The sequence below is a fragment of the Streptomyces sp. NPDC090499 genome (genome assembly GCF_044769305.1).
Classification (GTDB): Bacteria; Actinomycetota; Actinomycetes; order Streptomycetales; family Streptomycetaceae; genus Streptomyces.
The window spans coordinates 1-12,663 of the sequence record NZ_JBIVXP010000042.1; the positions used below are offsets into that span (position 1 = coordinate 1).

The 12,663-nt window shown below is 62.0% G+C and carries 12 protein-coding genes; 3 read left to right on the forward strand and 9 right to left on the reverse strand.

The genetic code is table 11. From position 1 onward, the window contains the following. Positions 1–110: 110 nt before the first annotated feature. Together ACIQVL_RS51210 and ACIQVL_RS51215 are read right to left on the reverse strand one after the other, a co-directional pair. Positions 111–752, reverse strand: coding sequence for a hypothetical protein (locus tag ACIQVL_RS51210; protein ID WP_403479267.1), 642 nt, complete (start codon positions 750–752; stop codon positions 111–113). 248 nt (positions 753–1,000) lie between these two features. Further along, on the reverse strand, positions 1,001–2,278 hold the full coding sequence (locus ACIQVL_RS51215; RefSeq protein ID WP_403479268.1) for a GTP pyrophosphokinase family protein: 1,278 nt from the start codon (positions 2,276–2,278) through the stop codon (positions 1,001–1,003). Positions 2,279–3,509: 1,231 nt separating this feature from the next. On the opposite strand from ACIQVL_RS51215, the gene ACIQVL_RS51220 reads away from it, so the two are divergent. Then, the gene (locus ACIQVL_RS51220) at positions 3,510–3,836 is read left to right on the forward strand and encodes a hypothetical protein (protein WP_403479269.1); all 327 of its coding nucleotides are present in this window, start codon (positions 3,510–3,512) and stop codon (positions 3,834–3,836) included. 464 nt (positions 3,837–4,300) lie between these two features. Then, positions 4,301–4,978, forward strand: coding sequence for a DUF4145 domain-containing protein (locus tag ACIQVL_RS51225; protein WP_403479270.1), 678 nt, complete (start codon positions 4,301–4,303; stop codon positions 4,976–4,978). A gap of 580 nt (positions 4,979–5,558) precedes the next feature. Here the strand turns inward: ACIQVL_RS51225 and ACIQVL_RS51230 are convergent. From ACIQVL_RS51230 to ACIQVL_RS51245, 4 genes are all read right to left on the reverse strand, one after another. Next, positions 5,559–5,969 carry a hypothetical protein gene (locus ACIQVL_RS51230; protein ID WP_403479271.1) on the reverse strand — a complete coding sequence of 137 codons (411 nt, stop codon included), beginning with the start codon at positions 5,967–5,969 and terminating at the stop codon, positions 5,559–5,561. A 1,065-nt stretch (positions 5,970–7,034) separates the two neighbouring features. Further along, positions 7,035–7,364 (reverse strand): hypothetical protein, encoded by a 330-nt coding sequence (locus tag ACIQVL_RS51235; RefSeq protein ID WP_403479272.1) that lies wholly within the window; start codon positions 7,362–7,364, stop codon positions 7,035–7,037. 3 nt (positions 7,365–7,367) lie between these two features. Beyond that, the gene (locus tag ACIQVL_RS51240; protein WP_403479273.1) at positions 7,368–7,682 is read right to left on the reverse strand and encodes a hypothetical protein; all 315 of its coding nucleotides are present in this window, start codon (positions 7,680–7,682) and stop codon (positions 7,368–7,370) included. After that, complete coding sequence (locus ACIQVL_RS51245) at positions 7,669–8,232, reverse strand: bifunctional DNA primase/polymerase (protein ID WP_403479274.1); 564 nt, start codon at positions 8,230–8,232, stop codon at positions 7,669–7,671. Before ACIQVL_RS51245 ends, ACIQVL_RS51240 begins: the two co-directional genes overlap by 14 nt. Before the next feature lie 403 nt (positions 8,233–8,635). Here ACIQVL_RS51245 and ACIQVL_RS51250 point away from each other — a divergent pair, with 403 nt between their 5' ends. After that, positions 8,636–9,883, forward strand: a complete 1,248-nt coding sequence (locus ACIQVL_RS51250) for a hypothetical protein (RefSeq protein ID WP_403479275.1) — start codon at positions 8,636–8,638, stop codon at positions 9,881–9,883. 29 nt (positions 9,884–9,912) lie between these two features. Here ACIQVL_RS51250 and ACIQVL_RS51255 read toward each other — a convergent pair whose 3' ends face one another. The 3 genes from ACIQVL_RS51255 to ACIQVL_RS51265 all read right to left on the reverse strand — a co-directional run bounded on the left by ACIQVL_RS51255 (position 9,913) and on the right by ACIQVL_RS51265 (position 12,220). Then, positions 9,913–10,683, reverse strand: a complete 771-nt coding sequence (locus ACIQVL_RS51255; protein WP_403479276.1) for a hypothetical protein — start codon at positions 10,681–10,683, stop codon at positions 9,913–9,915. Continuing rightward, a complete protein-coding gene (locus ACIQVL_RS51260; RefSeq protein ID WP_403479277.1) occupies positions 10,676–11,044 on the reverse strand; it encodes a hypothetical protein in 369 nt (122 codons plus the stop codon). The genes ACIQVL_RS51255 and ACIQVL_RS51260 overlap by 8 nt, the downstream gene beginning before the upstream one ends. 246 nt (positions 11,045–11,290) lie before the next feature. Continuing rightward, positions 11,291–12,220, reverse strand: a complete 930-nt coding sequence (locus tag ACIQVL_RS51265) for a phosphotransferase enzyme family protein (RefSeq protein WP_403479278.1) — start codon at positions 12,218–12,220, stop codon at positions 11,291–11,293. Positions 12,221–12,663: the final 443 nt, after the last annotated feature.

Below are 12,663 nucleotides of genomic sequence, written 5' to 3' on the forward strand. Positions count from 1 at the left end.
CAACCTCGCAAAGCGCATAACAGACGAAACGACACCAACCTGGCGAGGGACCTACTAGCATAGAAAGGGCAATTCGCCTAGATCAAATGCCCTCTGAGAATGGGCGGATCTTAAGTACTAGCAGTAGCAGTTGCGCCATCGCCTTGACCTGGAACAATCGCTCCGATCTCCGATGCTTGCTGCGAAAGCTTCTTGTAGCCGGTCTCTGTGATATTCATCCAAGCCGCAAAAAATCCTGCGGCAATTATTCCACCCAGCACGACGCTGGCAGTAATCAATATCGCGCGATCTTGAACCGGGAAACGCGAAATTAGCAGAGCAGCAGCAATCGACAAGAGCAGGCTATTGAGGACCCAACCTCGGCAAACCCTCATCCGTGATCGAGCGTAATCTGCCATAGCCGCAATGTGTGGCGATTCGGCAACAGTTCGGCGAGCTAGGCGGTAATCAACATTCGATGGAAAATGACGGCTACGGAGCTTCCGTCGATATGGCGTTAGCAAGAAGTCGGCGGCTCGATCAACAGCGACGCCAAGCGCGTACGAGAAAGCCAACGCTGCCCCAGAAGCGGGAGTAGATGCAAGAAGTGGCCCGGCTTTGTGCATATTGGAATAACCAGCCACGGCCGACACGCAGCCTGCGAGCGCAGCGAAGGAACCAATACCGATCACGAGAACCTCGACGAACATCGCAGTAGCAGCGATAACACCTGACGCCTCAGGCTTGCTAGGCTGACTCACAAAAACTCCCATTTAGACACCACTACACCACGCTCAGGACTATTCGAACTTTCCTGAGTTGTCCGAACCGGGCGGTATAGTATAGCGATAAGGGTCGGGCTAGAACGACGTAAGTTGCTACATCTTCGTGATCTCGCGATAAATTTCATTCATGATGCGATCGGCCCCCCGCGCGGATGCCGCCACCCAAGCGAGCTTTCGGTGAACTTCCCTGCTCAATTCTCCCGACCAGTCTCCTTGCGGAGGGTACTCATTTGACGCTACGGATTTATTTGCTCCTCAGGTGAATAGGCTTCGATTTCAGCGATGATGGTATCAAGGTGCTGAGCTGACGCAGCCAAGTTACTCGCGAGGGCGTCCATCCTGCCATGGACAACGGAATTCCGTACACGTCGCAGATAGTCAATTTCCCCCTTCAGGCCAGGCGGCAAAGTCACAATCTTCAAGAGCTGAGAGACTGGCAATTTCGTCCCCTTTGCTGAACTCGTGGCACTGGTGCCTGCCAATTCATTCAGCACGTCTTCGAGCTTTACCCAGCTATGCAGGAAGCGTTGTAGCGCCTGTGCACTTTCAATCTCCTCGGTTGATACGCTGCTACGGTTAGAGGGCAAATCTTCCCGAGTTTTATCGTAGTTCTTGTAGAGGGACGGATCCTCGGAAAGAAGAGCATCGATGACCTGTTCTGCCAATGGACGCATCTCAAGTTCACCGTGAAGAGATTCCAAATACGGCTCAAGTTCTGCGGGGGTAGTCTTTTTGATCTTCTTGAGTAGATCAAAAAGTCTATCAACGCGGCCGAGTCCAGCTTCGCCAACTGGCTTTTTGAACAAGTCATTAGCGTGACTCAGCAAATGAGCGGCCAGCTCGTAATGGTTTAGGAAGTTTCTTTCATTCCTTGCCACCCTGCTCTTCCCTGCCTGCTGTAGCATTTGCAATGAGATCTCGCCAGCAATCACAAGCCCATTGAGTTGATCAATGATGGCACGCTCCTGATCAGACAGGTCGCCGCCCAACTGCTTGTACGCGAGGTCATGTTGCACTTCCGACCAGGCGTGCATGAGTACAGAGGCTACCTGGATCTCAACGCGGGCCTTAGCGTACCTCTTGTCCAATTCGCCGAGATTCTGCTCTCTGAGTTGCACCCGGTAGTGCACAGCCGAGTAGCCAGCAAACCGCTCGGTGCGCTCGGCTCCATCCTCTCCAGGGAAAACCTTCCTGCCTTCAAGATGAGTGAAGAGCTGTGCGATTAGATTTTCGACCTGCTCTTGCTCGCCGGGGAAGTAGAGGGCTACCCTTACCCCAGCCAAGTCGACAATATCGGCAAAGATGTCACTCACATTTCGGTATCGCTTCTTAGGTGCGCGCTGGCGGCATTTGTCTTCTAGGCGATCAATATCCTTGGCCCGGTAACTGACGATGCATCGAATGCCAGTAGAGTGGAGTTCCTTTTCGAGCGTCTGTGCTACCAGTCGCGCAGCCTGACTATAGAAGTCGTATTCTTTCACATAGCGCTCGATAAATTCCTCGATCAACCCCATCGAGCCCCCCCTGTGGCGAGTGTTGCTAATTAGAATGCGGCACGCATGCCGGATGCCGCAACGTTCATGGGATTTTGGGTCGGACAAGCCCTCACGGTCAAACCCAATACACCCGTTTTAGGTATTTCACCCCTTTTGCCCTACTGTTGTCCGATGGGTGGCGGGGAAAGCATCTCTCTCCACCTAGCCAGATCGGCAACCGAGCGCACGCCGCGGCGGAGCCGCCGCGGCGGCTTTAGGCCTCCTCGACAGGTGTGCCGAATCTCTGGGCATCCGCCTGGCCAGAGGTCGTGGCCATCGCCGGGCGCCTCGCTCAAGTCATGGTCGCGAACGACCTGAGGGAACTTGCCGCACTGCTTGGCGACGCAGCCGTGCCAGATCGGGCGGGTAACCACGGGGAACAGCGGGGAGCAGGCCGGCGGAGACTCAGGCTCCGACACGGCATCGCCACAGGTCGGTTCGGCGACCTCCCGTGAACGCCCTTAGCTTCCCAAGCTCAGGGCTTCGGCCACCGGGTACGCGGTGGCCACCAGACGCGTGATTCTGTAACTTGCCCCCATGACCGACAACCGAAGGGGCAATGCCGCGTAGGCGCCCGTCAGCCCTGCGGGGTGATCTCCCTATTCGCCCCTGGAGGCGGCGACGGTACCCGTTCATTGATCGCCTGTCCGGCGGCTGCACAGCTGACCTGCGTCGGCTGGAGCGAACTCGCTTCTGGCCCGAAGCCACAGAAGAAGCGTTCTGGCACTGGCAGGCCTATGCCCATGGCCCCCTCAGGCACCTTGTAGACCCCCTCACGGGTCCCGATTGCCGAATCCCTGAGTGCGGGTGTTACGGCGCCGACTTCCGCGAGCACCTCGAAGCCGTGCTTCACGCACTGCCCAGGAAAAGCGCGCGTGAGTTGCGCGCCCTCGTGCGGGCCCTCGACGGGAAGATTCTGGCAAGAGCCAAGGTCATCCCGGCTGACAACCTGGACGTGCCATGGTGGCGAGGTCAGCTCTAGGACCACGGGCGGCCGTCTCAGTTTCCGTCTCATTCAGCCCCGTTCACGGCCGTTCAGGCGAGACCCCAAGCCGTCCCCGCACCGGCAGCCAGCCGTCCATGAACGCAGGTGAACGCCCCTGCACTCGCGCCAGCACCCCACCACCACAGTTGGAAAGCGTGTTGGTGATGCGGATCCGAGTCGGACACAGCGGTGAGAGTGTCAGACCCCGATGACAGTGTGTCCGGCATGGAGACACCCATTGCCCCTGATAGCGGGGATGAGGAGCACGCCGTGATCGCACACTTTCGGCTTGCCAGTGACGGTTTCGGCGACGTCGACCAGCGTGAGCGAATCTACGAAGCTGAACAGGCGATGGAGGCAGCGACTGAGCAGGCAGGAGTCGGGGAGGTCGATGGGAACGAGTTCGGAGGAGGCGAAGCCGTCGTGTACGCCTACGGCCCCGATGCCGATGCTCTGTTCAAGGTCTTGGAGCCGACCCTCCGCAGTCTGCCGTTCAGGCCGGCGCACGTCCTTCTCAGACGTGGCGACAGCGAGACACGTGTGGATCTGTAGAGGCCCGCCGAGTAGGCGGAGGCGTCGGCGAACGCACCACAAGCGCACCAGACATGGCGGGGAGCAGCGGGGAACCACGGCGAAAGCAGCCAAGCCCGACGAGCCCACAGCGCAGGCTTTCGCCCAGGTCAGCGCCCAAACCACCCCCAAATGCCCGCAGCTTCCCAAGCTGAGTGCTTCAGCATCGTGGTCACGGGCAGGCCGTCGCGGCTTGCTCTGGTCGACGGCATCGGCAGCGTGGCTGAGGCCGGTGGGGCGCCGCGAGGCATACGCGTGCGTGGTCGGTTGTCGCGCCCGCCGTCGTGGCTAACTGTCATCGGCTGAGGTTCAGACGTACGCACATCGAAGGTGCCGGCCATCCGTTGAGCGCAGCAAAGCTGGGCCGTCCGAGGCCGCTCAAGAAGACAGGTCCGGACTTGGTTATTGATCCCCTGTGGGATTAATCCCGCCGCTACGCTCGCAGGATGGCGACCATGAACGGGTGGGGGAACGCTTCCCTGCGACCGATGCTGATCCAGTGTTCCTACTGCGATACGCACACTCTCAGCACGCAGCGAGGGACTTGGGAGCTCGCTCCGGAGGGCGACGACGAGTTCTCGCCCACGCTGTACACACTTGTATCGTGCGACAAATGCCGCGCCCCTCAGCTCCTCGTGCAGACAGCGCAGATGGAGGCTGGAAACGTATGGGGCTGGACAGATCCTATCCGCGAGTGGCCCAGCGACTCCTCGGGGCCGTTGAGCCCCAGCATCCCGATGGCGATAGCCCGAGAGATGCGTGAGGCTCGGGCTTGCTTCGGCGCCAAGCTTTACACCGCTACCGCCGTGATGGTCCGGCGAACGCTTGAAGGCATGTGCGTCGATCAAGGTACGCGCAAGAAGGCACTCTTTGACGCCCTGGGCGAGCTACGTGACGCGGACAAGATCGAAGGTCGCCTCTTTGACTGGGCGCAGGCCCTACGCGTCCTTGGCAATCAAGGTGCTCACTTCAGCAAGGACGCGGTAAGCCGGGAAGATGCCAGAGATGCTTTGGACCTCGCCGAAGCACTGCTCGACTACATCTACGTCTTCACCGCCAAGTATGCAGAGTTTCAATTGCGTCGATCGACGCCCCCCGGCGGCAGCCCCGCTGGTAGTTCCTGAAGATCTCCACCGCCTGATGGATGTGTATGACATCCACGGCTGATATCAACGACGCCGGACGGGGGTGTACATCAGCACCTTTGTCCGGCCGTCGCACCAGTCCGCAACAGCACCCGAAGCAGGCTCAGGCCGGTCCTAAAGCGGTGCTCCCCGAGGCCATCGCATCATGGGTGCATGAGACTGCAAGGCGAACCGGCCCTAGTGCACAGGGCGTTACCGTTGAACGAGCTGCGTTTCGATCCAGACGCCATTTACGAACTGGACCGCCCTCTGCTGGTCATGCCCGGGAATCAAGTGCACCACCGAGATCAAAGTAGTCGTCAAGCTCGCGGCCGGGAACGCGGAGGCGTCGGCTAGCCGCTGGGAGTGGCGCCTTCGCTGACGATTGCACCACTACGGCAACACTCAGGACGCTAGACCACAAGTGCCCCAGATCGAGCGCGGAACAGCAGGGAGCCACGGTAAGAGCAGGCTGCCCTTCGAAGCGTCCATGTGATCACATGGTTGCGGAAAAACTCCCGCCTCCCTGGGTCGCGACGTAGCGCCCAGTAATAAATCTTGGCTCAACGAGGTCCACTGCCTACGGGATAACCGGCGGCCCTCCTGGTTGAGAGATTACGTTCAGGGCTGACCCTGATGCCTTGAGATCCGCCTTGTCCGCCTTGCGTGTGATGAAAAGCTTCATGATAGCGAATACGCTTGGACCGAGCATGACTCCCGCCATTACATAGTTTTCAATGGCGCCGAAAATTATAGCGCTACCCACAGAAGATATGGAGATAACAAAAGCGGCGACCATGCCCATGATATCAAGCCGGTTGCGATTCCGTTCCTTCGTCATTCTAAGTTCATGATCTGCAGTCATGCGCTCATTCCAGAAGTTCAAAGCAACTTTGAGATGCGCGGCCGGAAGGTCCTTCCACGCGTTCATTGCTGCTACTACGTCTTCCCCGGAGCCGCGCAGAAGGTCGTCTCTTTCGGGCTCAGCCACGGCGTCCCCCACTCGGAACACCGGCACCAGGGCCGGGCACTCCTCCCCCTCCGTCATCACGCGGACCGCGGATTCCGGGGGGCGGAGGGCCAAGGATACGGAAGACCTCCAGCACGCTCATGCCCGCGTAGTTCATGGCACGCTGTGAAGATTCTGATTCGGGGTTTAGCAGCAACGACGCCCCGCCCAGCATGACAGTTATTTCCTCGATCCCCGATGCAGCTTCGTCACTGTCGAGCTCGGCGCCAGCCTCCCGCAACTGTTCTTGATAGCCCGCGGGGTCCAGCAGGATCGATCGTTCATAGTCCGACCGAATTCGATCCCTCGAATTTTGAGACGTCAACAACTCGGAAAGATATTCCCACCGCCTATCCGTATTCCGATCCAGAAGAGTGCTTGAACCGAAATTGTTTGGGATGGTACAGCAGACGACACCCACCAACCCTATCGTCAATGCAACGATGTAGGGATTGGACGTCAACTTCTGAATATCCCAATCGCGCATTAGAGCGGATATCAACAGCGCTAAGTACAAGACGCTAGCGCTACCAGCGAGAAGCAGGCGCCGTCCCGGTCGAGGTATTGGTCCGGCTATTAGCGATAGCTCCATTTGCCTTCGGATCGTCGCCCCCTTGATCAAATCCCGCGATACCCCAGGGATCTCCTGAGGTTACCGCCGGCATGCGCCACCGCACAGGGCTTCACCGAATCAAAGCGTCGCGAAATCGAGGGAATCGTTCGACCCCGCACGAAGCGCCGACACCGGTCAGCTACAGGTCAGCCTCAGAATGAGCCCTGGATGCCCCCAGCGTCCCAAGCTGATGTCCTCTCATGCAGGTCATCTACGAGTGCCTCAGCCAGCCACCGAGCAATTCGGTCTGCCGTTCGCCCGGGCTGCGGCGCTGGGGCGCCGGTCCCGGCCGAGCGGCAGACCGACAGCGAAGAGACATAGCGCGGAGCAAGTGGACGTCATCCACCGAGGGAAACGGCAACATACGGCGCCAGCCGGCCGGTCGCAGGAGCACGCTCGAACCGCAACCTGCCGGAGATCCGGAGGCGAAGTGATCAAGCTGCGGACGAGCTTCGACGCGTAGCCATGGTTCCCTTCGCCGCCGTAACACCGTGGGGAGCCGTCTCCGCCGTGAGGCCCGACACGATCAGTTCGGCCAGCATCAGCGCTGCCTCCGGACGGATGCTGCCGAGGCGTACCAAGCCGTCGCCCGAGACGTTCACGTCAGCGGCAAGGCCGGGGAAGTCCGGCTCCAAGCCCAGGGTTGTCAGCTGCTCAGCCAGGGCGCCGGCGCTGCGTCGAGCCTGTGCCCAGCCGCGGACGTAGGGGACGCCGGGTATCAGGTTCTCCGCACGCTTGGCGACTACGCCCCATCGGTCGGTCATGGTTCAGCCCCTTTCCTCACGAGATTCGGTCGTCTCATCACCGCTCTCCGCTAGCCGCTGCAAGCCCGAAGCCAGCGCCAGCCGCAGCAGCTCCGCCAGTCGCTCCGCGGTGGCCGGCGACACGCGCCCGAGTTCGACCAAGCCATGCCCGAAAGCATTCAATTCGGCCCGCAGATAAGGGAAGTCCCTCTCCAGTCCCGCCCGGATCAGAGCGTCCCGCAGGGCGGTGGTGGCGTTGCGCGCGGCATACCAACCGTCACTGTCCAACGGTGACCAGGTGGCAGCGTCGTGCCGGTCGGTGGCATCATCCCGCCCCATCGATCGGAGCCCCCTCAATCGCGGAGAGGCCGAAGGTGTCCGCGGCCCGGTAGCGCTCGCCGTACCGGTCCACCCGAGCCAGCAGTTCGGCGGAGGCGACGAGCATGGTCGCCAGGGCCACCGGACGGAGCGGGTTGGCCATCGGCCGCCGGGTCGGGGCGCGCAGCCACTCGTAACGGTCCCCGCGCAGGGGAATGGGGCCAGGGACGACGACCGCGGAGCCGCGGCTCAGGTAGCGGTAGGCGGGTGCAGTGCCCTCTTCCCGTGCGAGGTAGTGAAGGAAAGTCTCCTGGCTCCGCGAGCCCAGGAAGAAGCCCACACGTTGTGCCTTGTGATCGAGGACAGTAGGCCCGAACGGCAGGCCCCGGCGGAGCAGTTGGTCGAAGGTCTCCATGCCGACCCGCTGATCCACCGTCACCACGTCGAAGTAGCGGCCGGTCGGCAGCATGTACGGTGCACGGGGGTCATCGATCCAGGTGGCGCGGCACCCCTCTGGATCGTCAGCCGCCGCGGAGAGCCATTCGATGCCCCTCCTGGTCATCCTCTGCACGTCATCTCACCTCGGTCAGACTCAGTTGCGGCCCCGATGCCGCCCTGTGTCCAGACTCAGGGGCACCACCCTGGCCAGGGCAGATGACGAGAGGTGACGGAGGATGACGCGTCACCCGCGCACGCGTCATCCCCCGTCGCGTTGCAATCGCTCACGATCTCCGATTACTTGCAGCGCTCAGCAATGAGCAGCGCGTACATTCGGTCGTAGGGTCGAGGAGTCACGCGCCCAAGAGTTGCGCCAACGGGCCAGTGCGGAGGGAACGGTCACGTCTTCGATGGAGCCGACCAGCGTTCGCTTACGGCAAGCCCGTGTGGTTCGAGGCTGGAGTCAGCCGCGGTTGGTGCGCGAACTCCGCCAGGCCGCAACGCGTCGTGGCCACCAGCTCCCGTCAGATGCGAGCGTGAAGCGCCGTATCGCCAGTTGGGAGAACGGGCATAGCGCGCCGGACGACTTCTACGGTCCGTTGCTGTGCGAGGCGTACGACCTCAGTGCCGCCGAACTCGGGCTGAACCACGAAGGCGAGGGGGACACGGGGCTCCTGGACGCCGGCTATCCGGAAAGCCCCGAGGGCGCCATCGAAGCCGTCGGCCAACTGTGGCGGGCCGATCTCAACCGGTATGAGCCCCTGCTCCAGGCCGAGCCCTCCGAACCTGCCTGGAGCGAAGCTTCGCTCCGGTGGTTGGTGGCACCCGAGCCAGCCGTTCCCAGGCAACGGCAGCACGGAATGCGCGTCGGTCTCGGAGACGTGGGCGCTATCAAGACCACCGCCGACATGTTCGCCGAATTAGACGACCGATTCGGTGGCGATCACGCGCGGCACGCAGCCATCCAGTACCTCAGCACCGAAGTGACGCCGCTGCTGCGCGGCCAATACACCGAGCAGGTCGGTCGGGCCCTGTTCTCGACCGTCGCGGAGGCAACTCTCCTGGCTGGTTGGATGTCCTACGACGCCTGTCGGCACGGCTTGGCACAGAGATACTTCCTCCAAGCTCTCCGGTTGGCCCAGGACGCCAATGACCGCCGACTCGCCGGCAGCATTCTGTCGGCCATGAGCCATCAGGCGACGTTTCTCGGCCGGTATACGCAGGCCGCGACGCTCGCCCGTGCTGCTCTCATGGGTATCTCTCCCGTGGCCACGCCCACGCTTCGCGCCCAGTTCCACGCCATGGAGGCACGCGCGCTTGCCCGGACCGGAGACATCCGGGCCTGCGAAGCCGCCTTGAGCGCCGCCACAAAGGCGCTGGAGAGCCGGAACAACGACGACGAGCCCGAGTGGATCAGCTATTTCGACGAGGCCGAGCTTGCCGCAGAAGCCGCCCACTGCTTCCGTGACGTCAACAGCGCCCGGCAGGCCGTCGCCCATGCCGAGAACGCCATGAGCGGAAATCACGTGCGCAGCGACTTCTTCGCGACGATGGTTCTCGCCGATGCGCATCTACGTGCAGGCGACGTCGAAGAGGCGTGTCGCGTCGTGCTCGATGCCCTTGATCTTGGGGAGCAACTCAAGTCCGCCCGATGTGTTAACTACCTCGTTGAGTTCCGGCAGAACCTCGCAGCGACGAGTGAGAGCGTGACCTCGCGGAACTTCGTGGAACAGGTTCGCGAACACAGGTTGTGGCTCGCCTCCGAGGCCCAACTCGTTCTCTGATTTTTATTTCAAAGAGCATTTCGAAAATTTCACAGCACAGTGAAACTGTCTTTCACCACGCTGTAGTTCTTGAGCGCCTGGACCCCTGTTTCGGGCTGATACCAGGTGTTGATCTGGTACGACTTACCGTAGGCGTCGAAGCCAAGGAGCAGGGCGTGCCAGTTCTTCCCCTGCAACGTGAAAGTGTATTCCCAGACGACCGCGGGCCAGCCGCGGAAAGTGGCCCTTTGAAAACTGATCCTCCGATAGTTCTCGGCTTGGGAGGCGGCCTGCTCTGAGGCCTGCCAGGTCTTCATCAGGTCGCCCCGGGCCAGTGCAGACTTGGCCACGAGCTCCTGAGTGCCGTCCGGGGAGGTGTAGTGCACCTCGGCAGCCGTCTTCACATCCCGCCTCCAACCCTTGGGCAGGACCCAGGCATACCCTCCGTCCTCCTTGCGCGCCCCTGCGGGCAGCGTGGGTGCGGCACCGATGACCACGGGCGACGCTACCGCTCTCTGGTCGTTCAGAAAGAACGAGGTGCCGAACCCGGCTCCGAAGACCAGAAGCGCGGAAGCGGCGATAGCCAGCCAGCCCCCACGGACGGGAGCGATCATGCCCCGGACTGCGATGATTGGACCGTGCTTTGAATTCCCGGCCGCGGCATTTTCCGTTAGTTCGATGTCGAGCAACGAGGCGAGGTACCTGCGCCACAGGGTCCGGTCCTTGCGTCGCCCGTGTTCGATGGTGCGGTCCAGCGATTCAAGGTTGTCGTCCCTGGAATCAGTCAGAGACGCCCAATAGCGTTGACGAAGATCACTCATGGCCGACCTCCGCCCCATCCGGCACGGTGGCGGAGTGCTGGACCGGTTCGAGGGCCGCAACGGCGGAGCGACTTCCGTTGATCGCCGCTTGGACGGTCTTCGCGCTGCCGAGTTGCCGCAGCAGCGCCGGAGCTGAGGCTCCAACCGCGACGGCCGCGAATTCTCCGGTCAACTGAGGAGAGAAGATCCATCCAGCGCTCGCGCCCAGGGAGAGCCGGGTAAGGGCCGCCAAGGCATCGGAGGGTACGTCGATGTACTTGCCGAGCGGCGGTAGCTGATCTCTCGTCCTGTTCCGTGACAAGGCGCGATGGCGGGCCGCTTGCCACGCAGCGATACGCCCGTAGAAGACCACGATCTCCACGACAAGGCCACCCAGCGCGCCACAAGTGATACACGTCGTCCACTGCATAGCCTCCCCCTGAGCACTGCTCGCAGCTGATGCGGTTCAGCATTCCAGAGCGGGGGTTTGTCCGGGAAGCCAATGCTCCAGAACCTCTTGTGATCTTTTATGAACACTTGATCCATGGGGACGATTCGGAGTCAAGGTCCGCATCTCAGGCGCACGGTGTTGCTACTCAAGCGCGGGTGAAAGCCGTAGAACACCCGCTCAGAACGGGCCCCACGTGTCCCGTCCCTCGCCGGTCCGTAGCGATCGCACGCGTCGCGCGAACTCCGCCGCAGAACGCTCGCTAGCAGCGACCTGGTGGCCGAGCCAGGCAACCATCATCAGTTCGCGGAGATCAGCCAAGGTCTCGTACCCAGGCCAGTTCATCAGGTCGAAGCCGTACCGGTGCACGAACTCCGCGTACTCCGCCTTGGTGTGCCAGCGGTACCGGTCATAGAACATCGCTGTCTGGATCAGATCCCACTCACGCGGCGCGAGAGCGAAGCCGTCCAGGTCGATCAGCACCGCGTGCCCGTCCCGATGGCGGAGGATGTTCCCGATGCTCGCATCGCCATGGATCATGCCGAAGGGAAGTACGAAGTCCAGCCGGTCGTAGTCCTTGGCGAGCCTCGCCGCTCGCTCTTCCAGGAACGTCCTGTCCTCATCCGAGACGCCGTCCAGCCCTTCCAGGGACGCCCCCACCTTGGCCAGCGGATCGAAGTACGGCAAGCCGAGAGATTCAGGTTCTTCGAACCAGTGCAGACGGCGGAGCAGGTCGGCCAGCTCGCCGACTGTTGCGTACTCTTCGCGCTCCTGGACGCTCTCCCAGAAGGTGACCACGCGGCCGGCAATAACGAGCGGCTGGGCTGTCGAGGCCGGCACACGCATGGCCGGGAAGTCCTGCGTCTCCAGCCATCGGGCCACGCCCACAGCCCGCCCCATCTCCGAGCGGACCGATGGGTCACGCGCGATGCGGACTATGACGGGTGACGAGGTGAGGCGATAGACCGCGTTGGAACCGAGACGCAGCAACTCGGCACCGCGGGAGTCGAGCCCAGCCGTTGCGCAGGCCTCTTGGAGCACGGGCCCCAAGCCCTCCGCCGTAAACTCCATGCCGCCGCCGTCCGGTCCCCCGCTGCTGCCCGAGATCATGTCTCGACGATACGGGCCGGACCCATCGGCCGACAGGCTGCCTACGTAATAGGGGCGTAATGATCTTGCTCGCCCCTCAGGCGGCAGCGCCCTCCGGCGCAGGTCAGGGCACCGGTAGCCCCTCAGCCCCACCTGGCCTCCGGAGCCGTGTGCGCAGGTTCGAATCCTGCCGGGGGCACTCGCCGGTCAGTCAGCAAGAATCAGGCTCTGACCAGGGCGGATGCCGACTTGAGAGAGCGGGAGTCAGTCTCACTGACTCCCGCTCTTTCTCGTTGTCTCTCACTGTTCGCGCACCATCTGCGATACACGCGGCACACCTCCGACACACTCCGGGCGCCGTCGACCGCGGGTCGTGTCCCTTCTCGTGGTGTAGCCGATCAACCGGCGGTCGCGTTGGTGGTGTTGGGTAGCGCGGGGGTGCTTTCGGGGCGCTCGGCTGGGTA

Excerpts from the sequence above, each read along its gene's own strand:
- ACIQVL_RS51210 (WP_403479267.1), bottom strand. The coding sequence starts at position 752 with ATGGGAGTTTTTGTGAGTCAGCCTAGCAAGCCTGAGGCGTCAGGTGTT.
- ACIQVL_RS51215 (WP_403479268.1), bottom strand. The coding sequence starts at position 2,278 with ATGGGGTTGATCGAGGAATTTATCGAGCGCTATGTGAAAGAATACGAC.
- ACIQVL_RS51220 (WP_403479269.1), top strand. The coding sequence starts at position 3,510 with ATGGAGACACCCATTGCCCCTGATAGCGGGGATGAGGAGCACGCCGTG.
- ACIQVL_RS51225 (WP_403479270.1), top strand. The coding sequence starts at position 4,301 with ATGGCGACCATGAACGGGTGGGGGAACGCTTCCCTGCGACCGATGCTG.
- ACIQVL_RS51235 (WP_403479272.1), bottom strand. The coding sequence starts at position 7,364 with ATGACCGACCGATGGGGCGTAGTCGCCAAGCGTGCGGAGAACCTGATA.
- ACIQVL_RS51265 (WP_403479278.1), bottom strand. The coding sequence starts at position 12,220 with ATGATCTCGGGCAGCAGCGGGGGACCGGACGGCGGCGGCATGGAGTTT.
- ACIQVL_RS51240 (WP_403479273.1), bottom strand. The coding sequence starts at position 7,682 with ATGGGGCGGGATGATGCCACCGACCGGCACGACGCTGCCACCTGGTCA.
- ACIQVL_RS51255 (WP_403479276.1), bottom strand. The coding sequence starts at position 10,683 with ATGAGTGATCTTCGTCAACGCTATTGGGCGTCTCTGACTGATTCCAGG.